This is a genomic window from Methylobacillus flagellatus KT (genome assembly GCF_000013705.1).
GTDB lineage: Bacteria > Pseudomonadota > Gammaproteobacteria > Burkholderiales > Methylophilaceae > Methylobacillus > Methylobacillus flagellatus.
This window is the reverse complement of record NC_007947.1, coordinates 2,681,963-2,701,989: the sequence shown is the minus strand read 5'-3', so window position 1 is coordinate 2,701,989 and position 20,027 is coordinate 2,681,963. Positions and strand designations below refer to the sequence as shown.

Here is a 20,027-nt window from a genome sequence, read left to right as displayed (position 1 = left end):
ACCCAGTATCTCAGGGAGAGTAGAACGATGCAACAACAAGCTCAAGGAAGATTATCGGGGAGAGTCCTGCTATTGGCGACAATATGGCTAGTTGGAAACGCATGGCTCGCCGAGGCTGCAGTCACTGATATTTCCAGCAATCCGCTATCTACTGCTTCAGGTACGGTGGTCAGGCCAAACGTGATGTTTGTGTTGGACGATTCCGGGAGTATGAATTTTAGTTTCATGCCGGATTTTCTGGGATACGGTAGTTATATGGCAGGTAAATGCAGGGCGAGCAATGGCAACATGACCGCCTCATGTGCTGGTACCTCTCAGAGCGGTCAAAACAGACCTGCTACAGGTGGCGATCCTCCAGTGTACAGTCCGCTGGTGAATGCGATTTACTATAATCCGCAGATTAGCTATACACCGCCAATTAACCCATGTGACACATCTCAAACCCTGCCGACCATGAATGCTACTAATACTGATGGGTGGCGAGCGGTGAGAGTGGTTGGCCATGCTATTAACAATGGCTCCTGTGTACAGAATTCTGCACGTGCAAATATTCTGACTGAATATCCAGAAAGAGCATATTGCGGAACGGTTTATAACTCGAGCACTAGAAGGAACGAAACAGTATGTAAGCGAAATGGAATAGATGAGCCTGCAACTGGAACCACTAATGGTTATGATTGGCCAAATAATACATTTTCATCGGGGAGAACGATCAATAGCCACCCTCATTATTTTCTAATTAGCCCCAGAGAATATTGTACGACGAGTCAGCTGGATGTTTGCACACTAAGAACAACACCTAGTGCAACACATAGTTTACCAGCCTATGTCAGATATTGTGCGTCAAATGCTGATGCTGTTACAAGCGCTGCAGTAAGTGGGGATGGAAGGTGTCAGGATAAGCACAGCAATGTTTATCGCTATGCACGGTATGGAATTTTTGTTCGCACGGACATTGTGCCAGAGAAAACCTATGTCAAATATCTTGACCGGGTGGATTGTGCGGGTAGCGTATGTACCTATGCCGAAGAAATGACCAATTTTGCCAACTGGTATGCTTATTACCGTACACGATCTTTTGCGATGAAGAGTGCTGCCGGACAGGCATTTGCAACTATTGATAATAATTATCGCGTTGGTTTCTTAACTATCAATCCAGGTTCTCCTGTAGCCGAAAACAAATATCTTAAGATTGATGATTTTGAGCCTAGGCACAAGGAAAATTGGTATAAAAAGTTCTATTCATCAACGGCTAGTGGTGGCACGCCATTACGTCAGGCGCTGTCTAGAGTTGGAAGACACTATGCTGGTGTCAAGAGTGGTATTAACTCCGGAATGAGTGAGGACCCAGTGCAATTTGCCTGTCAGCAGAACTTCACTATTTTGACTACTGATGGATATTGGAATGGTGCGGCTGGGATCACAATTGGTGGTGGGGGAATTGGTAACCAAGATAATGAAGATCAAGGTTATTCCAGGCGTGTGGATGGTGCATTCGATGGCGGATTGCCAGGCGCGACAAATACGCTTGCTGATGTTGCAATGTATTACTATAAAACTGACTTGCGTAACGATATGGAAAATAAGGTGCCAACTACCAGCAAGGATAGAAACCCGGCACAACATATGAATACTTTTACCTTAGGGCTCGGGTTGGATGGAGAGCTAAGTTATCGATCAGACTATGAAGTTGCTAACGAAGGAGACTTTGCCGAGATTAAACAAGGGTTGAGAGATTGGCCTGTTCCTGCTGCTGAATCTCCTAGCTCACTCGATGATCTCTGGCATGCCGCAGTCAATGGTCGCGGCTTATATTTCAGCGCTAAGCAGCCAAAAGAGCTGATTTCTGGCTTACGTAGTGCTTTGGCCGGTGTATCAGATAGAACAGGCGCAGCTGCCGCGTCGGCAACTAGTAGCCCCAATATTACCCAAAGCGATAATTACATTTTCAGCTCTACTTACCGTAGTGTGCACTGGGATGGGGATGTGCAGGCACAAACGATCAATCCTGCCGACGGCACAGTCAGCGAAGCACATGTGTGGAGTGCTCAGGCGCAATTGAGTGGTGGTGGACGTAATATTTTCAAGTTCAATCGTGATACCAAGGCAATTGAGCCATTTGCATGGGATAACCTGAGCACAGCAGAAAAAGTTTACTTCAATCACAAGTGTGAATTGCTGTCCCAATGTAATGGCTTTACGGCAGATATCAAAGAGATCGCAAACTCAGGCGAGAACCTTCTCAATTATCTGCGGGGACAGTCTGTCAATAGCGGCGAAACGAGCCAGACAAATAAGCCATACCGATTGCGTGCGCATCTGCTGGGCGATATTGTAAATTCGGCGCCTGCTTACGTAAAACACCCGCAATTCAATTTTATTGACAACGTGTTGCCTAATTACCAGACATTCAAGAATGAGCAGGCTGATCGTCATGGCATGCTCTATGTCGGCGGTAATGACGGCATGTTGCATGCATTCAACACTACCAATGGCCATGAGAGCTGGGCCTATGTGCCGCAGTTCGTCATGCCGAATATGTTCAAGCTGGCAGACAAGAACTACGGCGCCAATCACCAGTTTCTGGTGGATGGCTCTCCGCAGGTCATGGATGTTTACGATGCTTCCTCCTCAGCCTGGCGTACGATTCTTGTCGGCGGGTTGAATGCAGGCGGGCGCGGATATTTTGCATTGGATGTGACCGATGAGGACAACCCGAAAGCGTTGTGGGAATTCTGTCATACCAATAGCTACTGCAACCGATGGGATGAGGATTTGGGCCTGACTTACGGCAACCCTATCATTGCGAAGCTGCCAGAGGGGAATGCGCATGCAGGACGTTGGGTGGTGATTTTTACTTCAGGTTATAACAATGTATCTCCGGGCAATGGACAAGGATATGTCTATATTCTCGATGCGATCACAGGTGAGTTGATCGAGAAGATTGGAACTGGGGTGGGGACTGCGGAAAGCCCTAGCGGCTTCGCCAAGCTTGCCAGCAGTTCGGGCATTAATGGCAATGCGCATATCGATGCGACGCTGGTGGCTTTATATGGGGGAGACCTTGAGGGAAACTTGTGGAAAGTAAACCTGGGAACGTCTATTCCTGCGATTACCAGACTGGCCAAACTGACTGATCCTAACGGTTTGGGGCAGCCTATTACTACCAAGCCAGAAATTGGCAAGGTGCCGAAAGTGAACGAGCCAGTGATTTTTGTAGCCACTGGACGCTATCTGGGACTCAGTGACGTGACGAATGCCCAGCGCCAGTCTGTTTATGCAATCCGTGACAATGGCATAAGCTATAACGGACGTGCCCTGACACCACGGACGATTACCCATGGAGATACGACCTCTTCGATTAATGGCAGCGAATTGGATTGGGCAGGAGGAGGTTGGTACGTTGATTTACCGGAGCTGCGAGAGCGGGTGAGCCTCGATCCCCAATTGGCTTTAGGGACACTGACAGTCAATAGCAATACGCCGCAGATCGACAACGTACATTCCGATGGATGCTCACTGGGTGGGACGACCCGAGTTTATCAGTTTGATTATAGGACAGGCTTGATGGTACCTGGTGCAACGCATTTCGGCCAGAAGCTTGCAACGGGGTTGTCCGTAGGGATGGTGATTGTCCGCTTGCCCAATGGGCAGCTCAAGGCAATTATTACTGATGCACAAGGCCGGAAGACGACGATTGGGATTGATACTGCTGCATCCGACACTGTATCGCGGCGCACAGGCTGGCGCGAGCTGACAAAATAGTAAAAGGATGGGCAAGCAAATGTAATAAAGCCAGGGATGTGCCCTGGCTTTTTCTTATCTGGTATTGCTGAATTGCCGCATCGATCGTAATACTTGCATCAGAGCTACCTGGGCCGAATTATTTTGTCGAGTTTTATCGGCCGCATTCATTGTTTTCTAGCTGAGTCTTCTAATTTGTCGAGCAGGATGCTAGCTGGCTTACATTCCGTTTGTGCAGCAATCTCCACCATGCCGGTTGGGCTGGTGACATTGATTTCGGTCAGGTGTTCGCCAATTACGTCCAGTCCTACCAGGAATAGCCCCTTTTGCTTGAGCACCTTGCCGACGGTATTGGCAATGTCGTAGTCCCGCCTGGTCAGCGGCTGGGCCACGCCTTTGCCGCCTGCAGCCAGGTTGCCGCGCGTTTCGCCGTTCTGCGGGATGCGGGCTAGGGCGTAGGGCAGCGGTTCACCGTCAATGACGATGATACGCTTGTCGCCTTGTGTAATGGCGGGTAAGTAGCGCTGGGCCATGATGGTCTGGCTGCCGTGGCGCGTGATGGTTTCAAGAATGACGCCTAGGTTGGGGTCACCTTGTCGAAGGCGGAAAACGCTGCTGCCGCCCATGCCGTCCAGTGGTTTCACGACAATATCCTGGTGTTCCGCCAGGAACTCACGAATCAGTGCCTGCTCGCTGGAGACCAGGAACGCAGGTGCGAACTGCGGGAAGTTGAGCACGGCGAGCTTTTCGTTCCAATCGCGAATGGAGCTTGGGTTGTTATAAATGCGCGCGCCTTGCCTGGCAGCCTGCTCCAGCAGGTAGGTGCTGTATAGGTATTCGTTGTCGAATGGTGGATCCTTGCGCATGAGAATGGCATCGAATGCCTCCGGGGCTTCTTCATGGGATTCACCCAGCGAATACCAAGGGTCGCCATCAATGAACCTGAAAGCGCGGGTGCGCAGCCTGGCTTCATGGTGGCGCAGCAGCAAGTCATGTTGCAACGCCACGAACAAGGCGTGTCCGCGCAACGCAGCTTCGCGCATGATGGCGAGGCTGGTGTCCTTGTATGGCTTGAGGTTGTCGAGCGGGTCGAGAATGATGGCAATCCGCATCATTAGGTTCTTTCGTCCAGTAAGTCCGGGTCGGTTTCCTGCAGCTCGATGGTAGCGGCGAGCAAGGCTAGGCGCGCTACTACGCCGTAGGCATAGAAGCGGTTGGGTGCCGCGTCCGGCGCACCCGCACAGTCTGGCGTGGAGCACGGGGTTTCGAATGTCAGGGGCTCGAAATGCATGCCTGGCGCATTGAGGTTCTCGTCGGCGCCGCGGGAAGTATGGACGCGGTAGAAGCCGCCTACTACGAAGTGGTCCATCATGTAGATGACAGGCTCGGCGACGGCATCCTTGAGGTGTTCGAAGGTGTACACGCCTTCTTGCAGGATGACTTCGCTTACTTTGAGGCCCTCCTTCACCACGGACATTTTGTTGCGTTGTTTGCGGTTGAGGTCGCGGACATCGTCAGCGCTTTTGACCGTCATGATGCCCATGCCGTATGTGCCGGCATCAGCCTTGACGATGACAAAGGGTTCCTGCTTCACGCCATATTCCGCATATTTGCGACGAATTTTGGCCAGCAGGGAGTCCACTTTCTCTGCGAGCTGCTCCTCGCCAAGGCGGGCATGGAAATCCAGTCCGCCACAGGTATCGAAATAAGGGTTGAGCAGCCAGGGGTCGATATCGATCAAAGGCGCGAACTCCTCGACCACACGATCATAAGCAGTGAAATGATTGGATTTGCGGCGGGTCGCCCAGCCTGCATGCAAAGGCGGGATCAGCGATTGTTCAAGGCCCTGCAGAATGTCAGGGATGCCGCCGGAAAGATCGTTATTGAGCAGGATCGCGCAGCTATCGAAATTGTCCAGCTCCAGACGGTTGGCTTTGCGCCGTACAGGCTCGAGCAAGATGCTATGACCGTCGTGCGTTTCGAGGAAGGTGGGTGCGGTAATCTCAGGGGCGATGCTACCGATGCGTACCTCCAGACCTGCCTGGCGCAAGATATGGGTGAGGGCATGGACGTTGCGCAGATAGAAAGTATTGCGTGTGTGGTTCTCCGGAATCAGCAGCAGGCGCCGCGCATCGGGGCAAATCTTTTCCACAGCCACCATGGCGGCCTGGATGCATAAAGGCAGGAAGTCCGGGTTCAAGTTGTTGAAGCCGCCCGGAAACAGGTTGGTATCTACTGGCGCCAGCTTGAAGCCAGCATTGCGCAGATCCACCGAGGCATAGAATGGCGCGCCATATTCCTGCCATTGGCTGCGGAACCAGTGTTCAATGCGCGGCATGTTGTCAAGCAGGCGCTTTTCCAGGGTGAGCAATGGACCGGTGAGCGCCGTCGTAAGGTGGGGAACCATCATGTTTAAGAGGACACCTGATTAGCCAAGAGTAGGCGGAGATTTTAGCGTAAAGCCAGGGGTAGTTCCCGTTTTATTCGCGCCAGCGTTCCTGTCCGTTCCGGCGAGCAGCGCATGGGGATCAATGAGTCTGTCTTGGCTTGAGCCTGAGGTTTCCGATGGCTTCAATGGTCGCAATGCGTCGAATGCGCACTCTTGCGTCGTTTGTATGGTGCATTTGCTCCTGATGATTTCAGGAGATGTGGTCCTGGGGCAGTCATCCTGCCTGATGAAAAGGAAGCTAAAGTTATAGGCAAAAAAAAGGGGCGCTCGAAGCGCCCTGAGGAGGAGGAGATAATGCATAAAACTAGGCAGTAAAATGTTCCTGGTCTTGCGACGTAAAGATCAAATTACGCTTGATCATAGATAAGCAATCAGCGTGCCAACTTTGCAGGGGGCAATTTCCATTGTTGAGGCAGGTTTTATGCTGCTGCTGTGACGAAGTGGTGCAGGATTGCCCCGATTGAGTGCATTGGGGTCATTTCTCGATGCGATGGATGAGCTTGCATGGGTGAAAAAGAACGGGCGCTGAAAGCGCCCGTCGAGTCTAGCTATTACCCAACTTAGTAGTGATAGGCACGCTCACCGTGTTCGGAGGTATCGAGACCTTCACGTTCGGCTTCTTCGCTGGCGCGCAGGCCGATGAAAAGGTCGACGATTTTGAACAGGATATAACTGCCGATACCACCCCATACGATGGTGACGCCAATCGCGACGGCTTGTGCATAAAGCTGGCTTGCCATCGTCGTGCCTTCTTCGTAGCCGATGCCACCGAAGTCGGCACTCATGAGGATGCCGGTACCGAATGCGCCGATCAGGCCAGCGACACCGTGGATGCCGAATACATCCAGGGAATCGTCATAACCCAGCTTGACTTTCAGACTGGTGACCGCCCAGAAAGCGATAACGCTGGCAACAAATCCAAGTACGATGGCGCCGACAGGGCCGAGGAAGCCGCAGGCCGGCGTGATGGCAACCAGGCCGGCGACTGCACCGGAAACGGCACCCAGCAATGAGGGCTTGCCCTTGAACAGCCATTCTGCGAAAACCCAGCCCAATACGGCGGCGCCGGTAGCTGCCTGTGTGTTGATCAAGGCCAGGCCTGCAATACCGTCGGCGGCAAGTTCACTGCCGACATTGAAGCCGAACCAGCCTACCCACAGCATGGAAGCGCCGACCATGGTTAGCGTAATGCTGTGCGGAGGCATAGCTTCCTTGCCGTAGCCAAGACGCTTGCCAACGACGATGGCGCCGACGAGTGCTGCAATACCCGCATTCATGTGAACAACAGTGCCGCCTGCAAAGTCAGCTGCGCCGAGGTCGCCCAGGAAGCCGCCACCCCAGACCATGTGCGCGATCGGGATATAGATGAACGTCACCCACAATGCGAGGAAGGCCAGTACGGCAGAGAACTTCATGCGTTCGGCAAAGCCGCCGACGATCAGTGCCGGGGTGATTGCCGCAAAGGTCAATTGAAAGGTAACAAATACATATTCGGGGATGGTACCGCCTTCCAGCAAGGTATCGGGCGTGATGCCTGATAACAGGGTCTTGCTGAATCCGCCGATATAGGCGTTCAGGCTGCCGCCATCAGTAAAGGCCAGGCTATAGCCGTAGACGACCCAAATCACGGACATAAGCGCTGTCGTGACGAACACCTGGGTCAGGATGGAAACCATATTCTTGGTGCGAACCAAGCCACCGTAGAACAAGGCGACGCCGGGAATGATCATGGCCAGCACCAGCACAGTGGCGACGATGGTCCAGGCAGTATCGCCGGGGCTCAGGGCCAACATGGCCTCGGTGGCTGTGTCTACCGCCTCTGCAGCAGCGGGTGCGATTTCAGTGGAGACAGCTTCGTCAACGATGACAACTTCTTCTTCGGCCAATGCAAGGCCGGAGAAACCCAGCGCACTAACCAGTGCAATCATGGAAAGAATTTTTTTCATATCAACTCCCTTAAAGCGCATCAGCGCCGGTTTCGCCAGTACGAATGCGGTAGACTTGTTCCAAGTCGAAGACGAAAATCTTGCCATCGCCGATTTTGCCAGTGGAGGCAGATTTTTCGATAACTTCCACTACTTGGTCAAGTAATTCATCGGCGACTGCGACTTCCAGCTTGATCTTGGGCAAAAAATCGACAACGTATTCTGCACCACGGTAAAGCTCGGTGTGGCCTTTTTGACGACCAAAGCCTTTGACTTCAGTGACGGTGATACCCTGAACTCCAATGGAGGAAAGGGCTTCACGCACCTCGTCAAGCTTGAAGGGCTTGATGATAGCGGATACGAGTTTCATGGTGATCTCCTCTCAAATAAAAAAGGCAAGGCAAACGCCTTGCCTTCTAACTTAGTTGTTTTATTAGAAAGTCTTTTGGACGAAGAAAGTCCAGTTTTCCTTACCGGAGAACACAGGGCCGTAGGTGAATGCGCTAGGATCGGCATCGGTGTCGGTATAGTAACCGCCGGCGACAATACCGTTATCCCATGCCTTGCTCAGGCCGAGTTTCCAGTCGGTATAGTCGTACTCGCTGGGGCCATTGCCGAATTCCTGGCGGCCAACGTGGGCGATTGCGCTATAGCCTGTATCGCCAAATGGGATGTCCAGTGTCAGGTCGATATAGCTGGCACCGCGACCTTGGAAGCCGAAGGCAGACTTGCTTGGGGACCAGTTGTAACGTGCGGAAACCCACTTGTAGGCAAGGCCTCCATAGATTTCAGTGGTATCAGCGTTGTATGGGCTAACAGCAGTATTGCGGCGGCCTGGGTAGATGTATTGATTGACACCTACATCATAAGTAATGCCGGTTTCGCCGATTTCAGCGGTATAACCTGCATAGATATCCAATTCCATGCTGGAACTATTGTAGGCGCGCTCACCACCGTAACCGTCGGCACCAGTGTCAGTCAACCAGCTGATGCTGGATGCCCATGTACCAGCATAGAAACCGCTGGCGTGGGAGTAGTCCATACCACCTTGGATCGCTGGACGGTCACCGGATTGGCTGGTGCCGCGGAAAATGTAGTTACTTGTGAGGCCGATGTTATATGTAACAGTGTGAGGAGAGGTTGCCCCAGCAGCTTCTTCGGCCATGACGGCGGCAGGTGCTGCAAATGTGCCAACGATGGCGGCAAGTAGAAGCGAATTGCGCATAATGTACCCTTTCAAGGTTTGAAAAATAAAACACAACGAAAACTCTGCGTTGGGTAATAAGCAACACCTGTGCCATAAAAACAACATTCATATAAAACAAAAAGTTACGTTATTTTTTCTGTGATTTTGTATGGGCTGAAATGGTGCGGACCTTGGTTTATGTTTGTAAGTGATTGAGTTGATTGCGTTTAATCTGGATTTTTGGCGGAAAAAAACTGCTAAACTGTCGATAACTTGGGAGATTTTGAAATCATGAGTGTTCAGTTTATTGATGAGTTATCTAATAAAATCAAAGAAATATATGCTTCCTTGCCTGCCGAGGATGTCGAGCGCAACCTGCATGCACTATTAAAGGGCGCATTCACAAAACTGGAGCTCGTCACACGTGAAGAGTTTGATGTCCAGACCGAGGTGCTGCGCAAGACAAGGGCTCAATTGGCTGCTCTCGAAAAACAATTGGCTGAAATTGAAGCGAAGCTGGGGCAGTCTTCCTGAACATGGCGCTGGCGGTGTTACATAGCCGCGCGCTGGCCGGAATGGAGGCGCCAGCGGTCGCGGTGGAGGTTCATCTTGCCAACGGCTTGCCGAGTTTTACCATTGTGGGCCTGCCTGAAGCAGAGGTGAAAGAGAGCAAGGACAGGGTGCGGGCTGCTCTGCAGACGGCCCAATTCGAATTTCCGGCTCGCCGGATTACCGTCAACCTGGCGCCTGCAGACTTGCCTAAGGAAAGTGGTCGTTATGATCTGCCTATTGCATTGGGCATTCTGGCTGCTTCCGGACAGATTCCTCTTCAGGGGCTGGATCAGTATGAGGTGGCAGGCGAGCTGGCGTTGACCGGCGAGTTGCGGCCGATTCGGGGAGCCTTGGCCATGGCATACAAGGCCAAGGAATCTGGCCGTACCTTCATTCTGCCCCAGGACAGTGCTGCCGAGGCGGCCTTGGTGCAAGGCGTAGCAGTCCTGCCAGCCACCAGTTTGTTGCAAGTGTGCGCGCATTTGACAGGTCGTGAGCTACTGGCGCCGCAAGTGGTCAGTGTTGTCCAGCACGCTTCCGCTGAGGGCGATTTTGCCGAGGTCAAGGGTCAGTTACAAGCCAGGCGCGCCCTGGAGGTCGCCGCTGCGGGTGGTCATAGTGTACTGATGTCCGGCCCGCCTGGCACAGGCAAATCTATGCTGGCCTCGCGCTTTGTTGGCATATTGCCTGCGATGACGGAGGTGGAAGCGCTGGAGTCTGCGGCTATCCAGTCTCTGAGCAAGGGTTTCCGCGCCAGCGATTGGGGCAAGCGGCCCTATCGCGCGCCTCACCACACGGCTTCGGGCGTGGCCCTGGTGGGTGGGGGTGCGATTCCCAAGCCGGGTGAGATTTCGCTTGCGCATCATGGTGTTTTGTTCCTGGACGAGCTTGCGGAGTTCGACCGCAAGGTGCTGGAAGTGTTGCGTGAACCCCTGGAGTCCGGGCACATCACTGTCTCACGCGCAGCGCGCCAGGCGGAGTTTCCCGCCCGCTTTCAGCTGGTTGCCGCCATGAACCCATGTCCATGCGGCTATCTTGGGCATCCTAACGGCAAGTGCCGGTGCACGCCGGACCAGATCGCGCGCTACCGCCACCGATTGTCTGGGCCGTTGCTGGACCGCATTGATCTTCACATCCAGGTGCCGGCATTGACTGAGGAGGAGTTGATGCAGGCGCCGGCAGGCGAGGCGAGTACCACAATCAGGAGCCGGGTCGAGGCGGCAAGGCGTCGCCAGCTGGATCGTCAGGGCGTCGCCAATTATTTGCTGACCAGCCAGCAGGTGGAAACATACTGCCAGCCAGACGAAGCAGGGGCTGCCTTGCTGAAACAGGCGATTGCACGCCTCGACCTGTCTGCACGTGCATATCACCGTATCCTCAAGGTGGCACGCACCATTGCGGACCTGTCTGCCAGTGAAGCCGTGCAAAGTGTTCATATTGCCGAAGCGGTGCAATACCGCAGGCTGGGGTTGTAGCCTAGACGTATTCAGTAGATACAACAGGCCATGGGGAAAAGGTCGGCACTGCCGTCAGTGCCGACTTCGTTATGCGCCATGTCACTCCTGTTTTATAATCACGTCCTGAATATTCAATCACCTGGCAGTTGTTTGGTTCGCCAGCATTAAGGTTCCGCATGAAACATTACGAAATGTCCCCCACCGAGGTCTTGCTGCGAGAAATCCTGTCCAAGCGCATCATGATCCTCGATGGCGCAATGGGGACCATGATCCAGCAATATAAGCTGACGGAGGAGGATTATCGCGGTGGTCCGCAAGGGCGGTTCGCCGATTTTGCTGCGCCTGAGGGCGAGCGGGAACTGTTCGTCAAGGGCAACAACGAGTTGCTGACGTTCACCCAGCCGCAGATCATCCAGGAAATACACGAGCAATACCTGGCGGCTGGTGCAGATATTATCGAGACCAATACGTTCGGGGCGACCAGCGTGGCACAGGAAGACTACTTCATGGCCCACCTGGCTTATGAAATGAACGTCGAGGCTGCCAGGCTCGCACGCGCGGCTTGCGACAAGTTTTCCACCTCGGACAAGCCGCGCTTCGTCGCGGGTGCCCTCGGCCCGACGCCCAAGACCGCCTCCATTTCCCCGGACGTGAACGACCCGGCGGCGCGCAATATCACTTTCGATCAGCTCGTGGCGGCCTATCATGAGCAGGCCCGCGGCCTGGTCGATGGCGGGGCTGATATCCTGATGGTGGAGACTGTGTTCGATACCTTGAACTGCAAGGCAGCATTGTTCGCGATCGACCAGTATTTCGAGGAAACCGGCAAGCGTCTTCCCATCATGATCTCGGGAACGGTGACGGATGCCTCCGGACGTATTCTTTCCGGTCAGACCGTGCCTGCATTCTGGTACTCGATACGTCATGCGCGACCGTTGACGATCGGGCTCAACTGCGCACTGGGTGCGGCTCTGATGCGCCCTTATGCGGAAGAGCTGAGCAGGATCGCCGATACTTTTGTCTGTATTTACCCGAACGCGGGTTTGCCCAACCCGATGTCGGACACTGGTTTTGACGAGAAGCCGGAGGATACTTCTGCCTTGCTCAGGGAATTCGCCGAGAGTGGCTTCGTCAATATTGCCGGCGGCTGTTGCGGCACCACCCCATCGCATATCGCAGCAATTGCCGAGGCGGTCAGGGATATCCCGCCGCGCCGCATTCCGCAAATCCCCGTGGCGACCAGGCTGGCTGGGCTGGAGCCGTTTACGATCGATGAAGACTCCTTGTTCGTCAATGTGGGCGAGCGTACTAATGTCACGGGTTCCAAGGCTTTCGCCCGTATGATCCTCAACGAGCAGTACGAGGAGGCCCTCGCTGTCGCACGCCAGCAAGTGGAAAACGGTGCGCAGGTGATCGACATCAACATGGATGAAGGCATGCTGGATGCTGTACGGGCCATGACGCATTTCCTCAATCTCGTGGCTTCTGAGCCCGATATCGCACGCGTGCCCATCATGATCGACTCGTCGAAGTGGGCGGTGATCGAGGCAGGACTCAAGTGCGTGCAAGGCAAGTGCATCGTCAATTCCATTTCCATGAAGGAAGGTGAGGCCGAGTTCCTGCGCCAGGCCGCGTTGTGCCGTCGCTACGGCGCGGCCGTGATTGTCATGGCATTCGACGAAACCGGGCAGGCCGATACCTTCGAGCGAAAAATCGAGATTTGCAAGCGCGCTTATGACCTGCTGGTGGAGAAGCTGAATTTTCCGCCCGAGGATATCATTTTCGATCCCAATATTTTTGCCGTGGCGACTGGCATCGAAGAGCACAACAACTATGCAGTGGACTTCATCAACGCCACGCGCTGGATCAAAGAAAACCTGCCCCATGCGCGTATTTCCGGCGGCGTGTCCAATGTGAGTTTCAGTTTCCGTGGCAACGAAGCCGCGCGGGAAGCGATTCACACCGTGTTCCTCTATCATGCCATCAAGGCTGGCATGACCATGGGTATCGTCAACGCTGGCATGATAGGCGTATACGACGACCTCGACCCGGAGTTGCGCGAGCGTGTGGAGGACGTGGTGCTCAACCGCCGCGAGGATGCCACCGAGCGGATGATCGAATTTGCCGCTACCCTGGCCGCTGGAGGCAAAAAGCAGGAGGCAACCCTGGATTGGCGTGGCACCCCTGAAAACCCGGTCCCGGTGGAAAAGCGTCTGGAATACGCCATGGTGCACGGCATTACCGAGTTCATCGTGCAAGATACCGAGGAAGCGCGGCAGAAGGTCATGAGCGAGGGCGGTCGCCCGATCCATGTGATCGAAGGGCCGCTGATGGACGGCATGAACGTGGTCGGCGACTTGTTCGGTCAGGGCAAGATGTTTCTGCCGCAAGTGGTGAAGTCTGCGCGCGTGATGAAACAGGCCGTAGCCCACCTCATTCCCTTTATTGAAGAGGAAAAGCGCGCCGAGGAAGCGCGTACCGGTATCGTTGCCAAGCCCAAGGGCAAAATGGTGATCGCCACTGTGAAAGGCGATGTACACGACATCGGCAAGAATATCGTCTCGGTAGTGCTGCAGTGCAACAATTTTGAGGTGGTGAACATGGGCGTGATGGTGCCGTGCGCTGAGATTCTGGCGCAGGCCAAGGCTACCGGCGCCGATATCATCGGTTTGTCCGGGCTGATCACGCCTTCGCTCGAGGAAATGGCATATGTGGCGCGGGAAATGCAGCGCGACCCTTATTTCCATGGCATCAAGATGCCGTTGCTGATTGGCGGCGCGACTACTTCGCGCGCGCATACAGCCGTGAAGATCGCGCCGCATTATGACGGCCCGGTGATTTACGTGCCCGATGCTTCACGTTCCGTCTCCGTCATGCAGTCATTGCTGACGCCGGAGCAGCGCGACAATTATATTGCCGAGGTGCAGCAGGACTACGAGCGCGTGCGCACCCAGCATGCCAACAAGAAGGGCATCCCACTACTGACGTTGGCAGAAGCAAGGGCCAACAAGGCCAAGCTCGACTTTACTGGCCGCTTTGCTCCGGTCAAGCCCAAGTTCATCGGGCGCCGGGTGTTCAAGAATATCGACCTGGCTACCATCGCCCAATATATCGACTGGGGCCCGTTCTTCCAGACCTGGGATCTGGCGGGGTCTTATCCTGCCATCCTCCAGGATGATGTGGTGGGAGCGGCTGCCAGCAAGCTGTTTGCTGAAGGGCAGGCCATGCTCAAGAAAATCATCGAGGGACGGTGGCTCACGGCGAGCGGGGTGGTCGCCCTGCTGCCTGCCAATAGCGTCAATGATGACGATATCGAAATTTATACAGATGACACCCGCAGCCAGGTTGCATTCACCTATTACGGCATGCGCCAGCAGACTCAGAAGCCGATAGTGAAGGGCGAACAGCGGCCAAACCAGTGTCTGGCGGATTTCATTGCACCCAAGGAAAGTGGCATTGCCGATTACATTGGCATGTTTGCCGTGACGGGTGGACTGGGCATAGAGAAATACGAGCAGCGCTTCGAGGCAGCGCACGACGATTACAGCAGCATCATGCTGAAATCGCTGGCTGACCGCCTGGCCGAGGCATTTGCCGAATACATGCATGAGCGCGTGCGTAAGGACTTGTGGGGATATGCGCCCGATGAAGCACTGAGTAAAGAGGCGCTCATCAAGGAGCAGTATCGTGGCATCCGTCCGGCGCCTGGATATCCGGCATGCCCGGATCATACCGTCAAACCGGACATGTTCAATCTGATGAAATGTGAGGAAGTGGGCATTCGATTGACCGACTCGTTTGCGATGATGCCGGGCGCTGCGGTTTCAGGTTTCTATTTTGCCCATCCTGAAGCCAGGTATTTCAGTGTGGACAAGATCGGCGAAGACCAGTTACTGGACATGGCCAAACGGCGCGGGCTGCCGCGAGAATACCTGGAGCGTTGGCTGGCGCCGAATCTGTCGTAATCTTTGCTTGCTGCCACCTTTGCTACAATCAATCCTGATTCAAAAATTTAGTGAGCGTTATGCATATCCATATTCTCGGTATTTGCGGCACATTCATGGGCGGGATCGCGGTGTTGGCCAAGGCGGCCGGACATCATGTGACCGGCTGCGACGCCAATGTCTATCCACCCATGAGTACGCAGCTCGAAGCCCAGGGCATAGCGCTGATCGAAGGCTTCGGCCCGGAGCAGGTTTCCCTCAATCCCGATATGTTCGTCGTAGGCAATGTAGTGGCGCGTGGCAATTCCTTGATGGAAGAGATACTCAACCGTGGCCTGCCTTATATGTCGGGTCCGCAATGGCTGGCAGAGCACCTCCTGTACGCCAAGCAGGGGGAGCCGGAAAAGTGGGTGCTTGCGGTGGCGGGGACGCATGGCAAGACCACGACGACCTCCATGTTGGCCTGGATATTGGAATATGGCGGGCTAGCCCCGGGTTTCCTGATCGGTGGCGTGCCGGAGAATTTTGGCGTATCTGCCCGCCTGCCCGGCGTTCCGCGCCAGGATGATAAGGGTGTCTCGCCATTTTTTGTGATCGAGGCGGATGAGTACGACACCGCCTTTTTCGACAAGCGCTCCAAGTTCGTGCATTACCGTCCACGCACGGTCATCCTCAACAACCTGGAGTTCGACCATGCGGATATCTTTCCCGACCTGGAAGCGATAGAAACCCAGTTCCACCATCTGGTGCGCACTGTGCCCAGTAACGGGTTGGTGGTGGCGAATGGCAAAGAAGGCAGCCTCAGGCGTGTGATCAAACGCGGATGCTGGACGCCAGTGGAATATTTCGGCACGGATTGGCAGGCTACCGATGTCGATGCGGCAGGCAGTTTCACCGTGCGCTTTCAGGGCAAGGCGTACGGACGCGTGCAATGGCAATTGCTGGGCGAGCATAACCGCATGAACGCACTTGCCGCGTTGGCCGCGGCCCGGCATGCCGGGGTTGCCATTGATGCCGGAATAGTGGCTTTATCCCAGTTTAGGAGCGTCAAGCGGCGCATGGAGGTACGGGGTACAGCAAATGGCATTACCGTCTACGATGACTTTGCCCACCATCCCACGGCGATCGCCACCACGGTAGCTGGCTTGCGCGACAAGGTGGGCAAGGCGCGCATTCTGGCTGTGCTTGAGCCGCGGTCGAACACCATGAAGCTGGGCGTGATGAAGGATGCCTTGCCCGGCAGCCTGGCCGATGCGGACCTGGTGTTCTGCTATGGCGAGCATCTCGGCTGGGACGCAGCGTCTGCCCTGCAGCCGATCCAGCACAAGGCGGCGGCCTTTGACAGCATGTCGGTGCTGATCGAGGCCATTGCCGCCGAGGCGCAGCCGGGTGACCATATCCTCGTCATGAGCAACGGCGGCTTTGGCGGTATTCACGAGCGCTTGCTGGAGAGGCTGGCCTAGTGAAGCTGCAAGGCTTGAAAGAGATGGGCGTCCTGGGCTGGGCCTTGCTGCTTTCGGCTGTGTTTCACGTCATCCTGATTCTTTCAGTCAATTTCGAAGTTCCAGACCTCAAGTACCTGCAGGACAAAATTCCGCCGCTGGAGGTGGTGTTGGTCAATGCTAAGACCGAGTCCAAGCCTAAGAAGGCCGATGCCCTAGCCCAAGCCAACCTTGATCGCGGTGGCAATACAGACCTGGACAGGCAGATGAAGACGGCCTTACCGCCGCCCCGGAAAAAGAAGACCGAGGTAGCCCAGGCCGAGGCTGCGGAAGCAGCTGCAGCCTCTCGTCCTGGCCAGGAGAGGCAGGAACAGGCCCAGCAGGATAAAGTGGCGGAGCTAGAACGCCAGGCGCAGGAATTGATGACCCAGCTCAATGCGCAAAAGAAGCTGGAATCGGCGCCCGCCCAAAGTGCCGCGGCTTCCATGCCCGACAATGGCCAGCAGCAGGAAGCGCCCAAAAACCTCAATGCACGTGACCTGATCGCAAGCAGTTTGGATATTGCGCGGCTGGAGGCGCAGATTGCCAAGCAGCAGGAGGAATACCAGAAGCGTCCCAAACGTAAGGAGCTGGGCGGACGTACGCAAGAGTACCGTTTTGCCACCTATGTCGAGGCATGGCGACAGAAAGTGGAAAAAATCGGTAACCTCAATTACCCCGAGGCGGCCAAGGAGCAGAAGCTGTATGGCAAACTGCAGCTATCTGTCGATATCCGCGCGGACGGTTCCATTGACAAGATACAGGTCACCCGAAGTTCAGGGCATAAAATACTCGATGATGCCGCCAAGCGCATCGTAGAGCTAGCAGCGCCATATGCTGCCTTTCCTGAAGATATCCGCAAGGAATACGACATTATCGGTATTACACGGACCTGGATATTTACCAAGGAAGATAGCTTCTCGACACAGTAGTTGCTGCCCTGGATCCAGATGGGAAGCGTGTAAACCTCTAGCAGATGCCGGACGTTTAGGCACCCATTGTCTACATGCCCATGAACACCGGTTCGCCTTGGTCCAGCCGTACGGAAATTGCTTTCTTCAATGCGGTAGTGCTCCCCTGGTCGAGGGCTTGAGGCAGGCTCTCACGCTTGGTTTCCCCCCAGACCGAGTTAGGAAAGTGGCGGTCACGCTTGAAGCGCGGGATCACGTGCCAATGGACGTGAGGCGTCATGTTGCCGAGGCTGGCGAGGTTGATCTTGTCCGGACGCATGACTTCACGCACGGCCTCCTCGACTGCAAACACGACCAACATGAGATGGTCGCGCTCCGCAGGCCTGAGGTCGCTCATTTCCTTGACGTGACGGTTGAGGATAACGCGGCAAAAGCCCGGATAATCCTGGTTTTCCACGTGCACGACTCTGCATAGCGCATCCTGCCAAAGAATCTCGCCGCCGGCGGTGGTACAGAGTTCACAATTTTTGTGGAAAGACATGGTTCTGGTCATGAGGGCTGCTCAGGTTTTTCAATATGGCCATTCAATGCCGGTGGTTGCTAAGATAAAGTGCGGCCGGCGCTCACGGGCAAGGCCTTGTTCGGTGGGGCTTCCCATTGGCTGGCTGCAGGTATTGTCAGGATTATAAGCCAGGATGTCCAGACTTCCGCTGGGCTAGCGCCTGGAATTGGCGTTGATTGTCATTCGTCGCATTGTTCCTGCAGGGATTGCATTGGGAGCAAGAGTCATCAGGATCATCGGGGAGTGGCCCCAGAGTGGCAGAATGATGCTTCGCAACGAAGGTTTGGCAAAGTGCGCGCAGTAGGGCTGGGGGAGCCGTGCTGAACTGATAGAGCGAGCCCGACTTGCACACTGTGTCCAAGTCGGGCTCATCAAGTCAATTTACGACGGAGTCTTTGTCGCGAATTGTGCGAATCCCTGGATGAATTTCTCCAATTCTTCCCTGGAGCGCTGGTCGACCAGCCGGCCTTGATCATCGAAGGCTTCGTGAGCGCGTGAGAGCAGCAACCTGCCTCCTGCCCAGTAACGGGTGCCCAACTGGCGCAATATTCTTAGCCAGGCATCCTGAGCCAGAATGGTGCCAAATCCAGATGGCGTGGCCCCGATCACGGTGAAAGCGCGTCCATTGAAGACCTGCGCGATATCGGCAGGCGGACGTGACAGCCAGTCGGTTGCGTTCTTCAAGACGCCAGGGAAACCACCATTATATTCAGGCGTAGCAATGATGACGCCATCGCTGGCGATCATTTTCTGTTTGAGTGTTGTCACAGCTTCAGGAATGCCAGACGCTTCTTCCATGTCACCATCATAAAGCGGTATGCCGTGTAGTGTAGCAATTTCAATTTGCACATCAGCAGGCGCAAGCGTTTTTGCTGCGTTCAATAAAGCAGTGTTGAACGATTGCTTGCGCAGGCTGCCGGAAATACCCAATAGCTTGATCATGCTGTTTCCTTTTCTGTCAGTGATGATGACTTGCAAGCTGTCAGGCATCTCCCTGCAGCACGAGTTCCATATATTCTTCTATCGTGATCGGGCCGCCCATGCGGGACACCTTCTCCAAGTCAGGTTGTCGCAGCACGTCCTGTACACTGTCCAGGCGCTTCCATTGCGGCGTTCGCGTGGTGCATCCGGCCTGCGGTACATAAGGCGAATGTTGCACACGCTGGTGCTTATGTATGTAGCGTGGGCAATTGACGAAGATTTCCTCGATCTTGATTCTTACGATCAGCTCGGCTTCTTGATATTCCGCAAGCAAAGTGTCGTCCGGTTTAACGCTGGCAGTACCGTGAACACGGATTCGGTGTGGCGTTTCAAAGTCAATGAATAACATCCCTATTTTAGGATTGAGCGAGAGATTGCCCATCGATAGATACATGCTATTGCCATCCAGGCTGGGGAATGCCAGGGTGGTGTCATCCAGTATTTTGACAAATCCGGGTTGGCCGCCCTTATAGGAGCACGTGGGAAAGCCTCGGTGGTCTATGGTGGAAAGAAAGAAGAAATCCCGGCTGCCGATGAAGCCTGCATGCTCTTCCGGGATACTGGGCAGCACGATCAGTTCGCGTACCCGGTCCGCCATTGCCACTCCATCGAAATGTTCCTGCCATTGCCTATGCTGCGCGCCATAAAACTCGCTCATTTTCATCTCCTCCATGCGTGATATTGACTGACCTGTATAGTCCCATGGTAGGGATAGTTCTTTCCGGGAGTCAAGATACATTGCCGGATAAATTGGCGCTGCGACTTTGGCAGGTGTCGACGAGCAGCCGCTTGGCGCATGATACCGCATTGTCTGCCATCTACTTCAATACTGTTC

General features: G+C 54.6%; 14 protein-coding genes. 6 read left to right on the top strand and 8 right to left on the bottom strand.

The genetic code is table 11. The features are described from left to right. Positions 1-27 precede the first annotated feature (27 nt). Complete coding sequence (locus MFLA_RS14185) at positions 28-3,765, top strand: pilus assembly protein (RefSeq protein ID WP_011480736.1); 3,738 nt, start codon at positions 28-30, stop codon at positions 3,763-3,765. A 146-nt stretch (positions 3,766-3,911) separates the two neighbouring features. On the opposite strand, the gene gshB is transcribed toward MFLA_RS14185, so the two are convergent. From gshB to MFLA_RS12815, 5 genes are all read right to left on the bottom strand, one after another. Continuing rightward, complete coding sequence (gene gshB / locus MFLA_RS12840; protein WP_195742210.1) at positions 3,912-4,856, bottom strand: glutathione synthase; 945 nt, start codon at positions 4,854-4,856, stop codon at positions 3,912-3,914. 2 nt (positions 4,857-4,858) lie between these two features. Beyond that, on the bottom strand, positions 4,859-6,151 hold the full coding sequence (gene gshA, locus MFLA_RS12835; RefSeq protein ID WP_048812000.1) for a glutamate--cysteine ligase: 1,293 nt from the start codon (positions 6,149-6,151) through the stop codon (positions 4,859-4,861). Positions 6,152-6,753: 602 nt separating this feature from the next. Then, positions 6,754-8,139, bottom strand: coding sequence for an ammonium transporter (locus MFLA_RS12825; RefSeq protein WP_011480732.1), 1,386 nt, complete (start codon positions 8,137-8,139; stop codon positions 6,754-6,756). A 10-nt stretch (positions 8,140-8,149) separates the two neighbouring features. Then, positions 8,150-8,488, bottom strand: a complete 339-nt coding sequence (gene glnK / locus MFLA_RS12820; RefSeq protein ID WP_011480731.1) for a P-II family nitrogen regulator — start codon at positions 8,486-8,488, stop codon at positions 8,150-8,152. A gap of 63 nt (positions 8,489-8,551) precedes the next feature. Further along, the gene (locus tag MFLA_RS12815; RefSeq protein ID WP_011480730.1) at positions 8,552-9,343 is read right to left on the bottom strand and encodes a TorF family putative porin; all 792 of its coding nucleotides are present in this window, start codon (positions 9,341-9,343) and stop codon (positions 8,552-8,554) included. Between the two features lie 252 nt (positions 9,344-9,595). Between MFLA_RS12815 and MFLA_RS12810 the strand changes: the two genes are divergently transcribed. The 5 genes from MFLA_RS12810 (at position 9,596) to MFLA_RS12790 (ending at position 17,670) form a co-directional block, all read left to right on the top strand. Further along, positions 9,596-9,838 (top strand): accessory factor UbiK family protein, encoded by a 243-nt coding sequence (locus MFLA_RS12810; protein WP_011480729.1) that lies wholly within the window; start codon positions 9,596-9,598, stop codon positions 9,836-9,838. 2 nt (positions 9,839-9,840) lie between these two features. Further along, the gene (locus MFLA_RS12805; protein ID WP_011480728.1) at positions 9,841-11,331 is read left to right on the top strand and encodes a YifB family Mg chelatase-like AAA ATPase; all 1,491 of its coding nucleotides are present in this window, start codon (positions 9,841-9,843) and stop codon (positions 11,329-11,331) included. Positions 11,332-11,489: 158 nt separating this feature from the next. Then, positions 11,490-15,278, top strand: coding sequence for a methionine synthase (gene metH, locus MFLA_RS12800; protein WP_011480727.1), 3,789 nt, complete (start codon positions 11,490-11,492; stop codon positions 15,276-15,278). A gap of 59 nt (positions 15,279-15,337) precedes the next feature. After that, a complete protein-coding gene (gene mpl, locus MFLA_RS12795) occupies positions 15,338-16,720 on the top strand; it encodes a UDP-N-acetylmuramate:L-alanyl-gamma-D-glutamyl-meso-diaminopimelate ligase (protein WP_011480726.1) in 1,383 nt (460 codons plus the stop codon). Then, positions 16,720-17,670: an energy transducer TonB gene (locus MFLA_RS12790; RefSeq protein ID WP_011480725.1), complete on the top strand. Its 951-nt coding sequence runs from the start codon at positions 16,720-16,722 to the stop codon at positions 17,668-17,670. The genes mpl and MFLA_RS12790 overlap by 1 nt, the downstream gene beginning before the upstream one ends. A 70-nt stretch (positions 17,671-17,740) precedes the next feature. Here MFLA_RS12790 and MFLA_RS12785 read toward each other — a convergent pair whose 3' ends face one another. The 3 genes from MFLA_RS12785 to MFLA_RS12775 form a co-directional block, all read right to left on the bottom strand. Continuing rightward, positions 17,741-18,202, bottom strand: a complete 462-nt coding sequence (locus MFLA_RS12785) for an HIT family protein (protein ID WP_011480724.1) — start codon at positions 18,200-18,202, stop codon at positions 17,741-17,743. 390 nt (positions 18,203-18,592) lie between these two features. After that, positions 18,593-19,153: an NADPH-dependent FMN reductase gene (locus MFLA_RS12780; protein ID WP_011480723.1), complete on the bottom strand. Its 561-nt coding sequence runs from the start codon at positions 19,151-19,153 to the stop codon at positions 18,593-18,595. Positions 19,154-19,193: 40 nt separating this feature from the next. Further along, positions 19,194-19,850, bottom strand: a complete 657-nt coding sequence (locus tag MFLA_RS12775) for a pyridoxamine 5'-phosphate oxidase family protein (RefSeq protein WP_011480722.1) — start codon at positions 19,848-19,850, stop codon at positions 19,194-19,196. Positions 19,851-20,027: the final 177 nt, after the last annotated feature.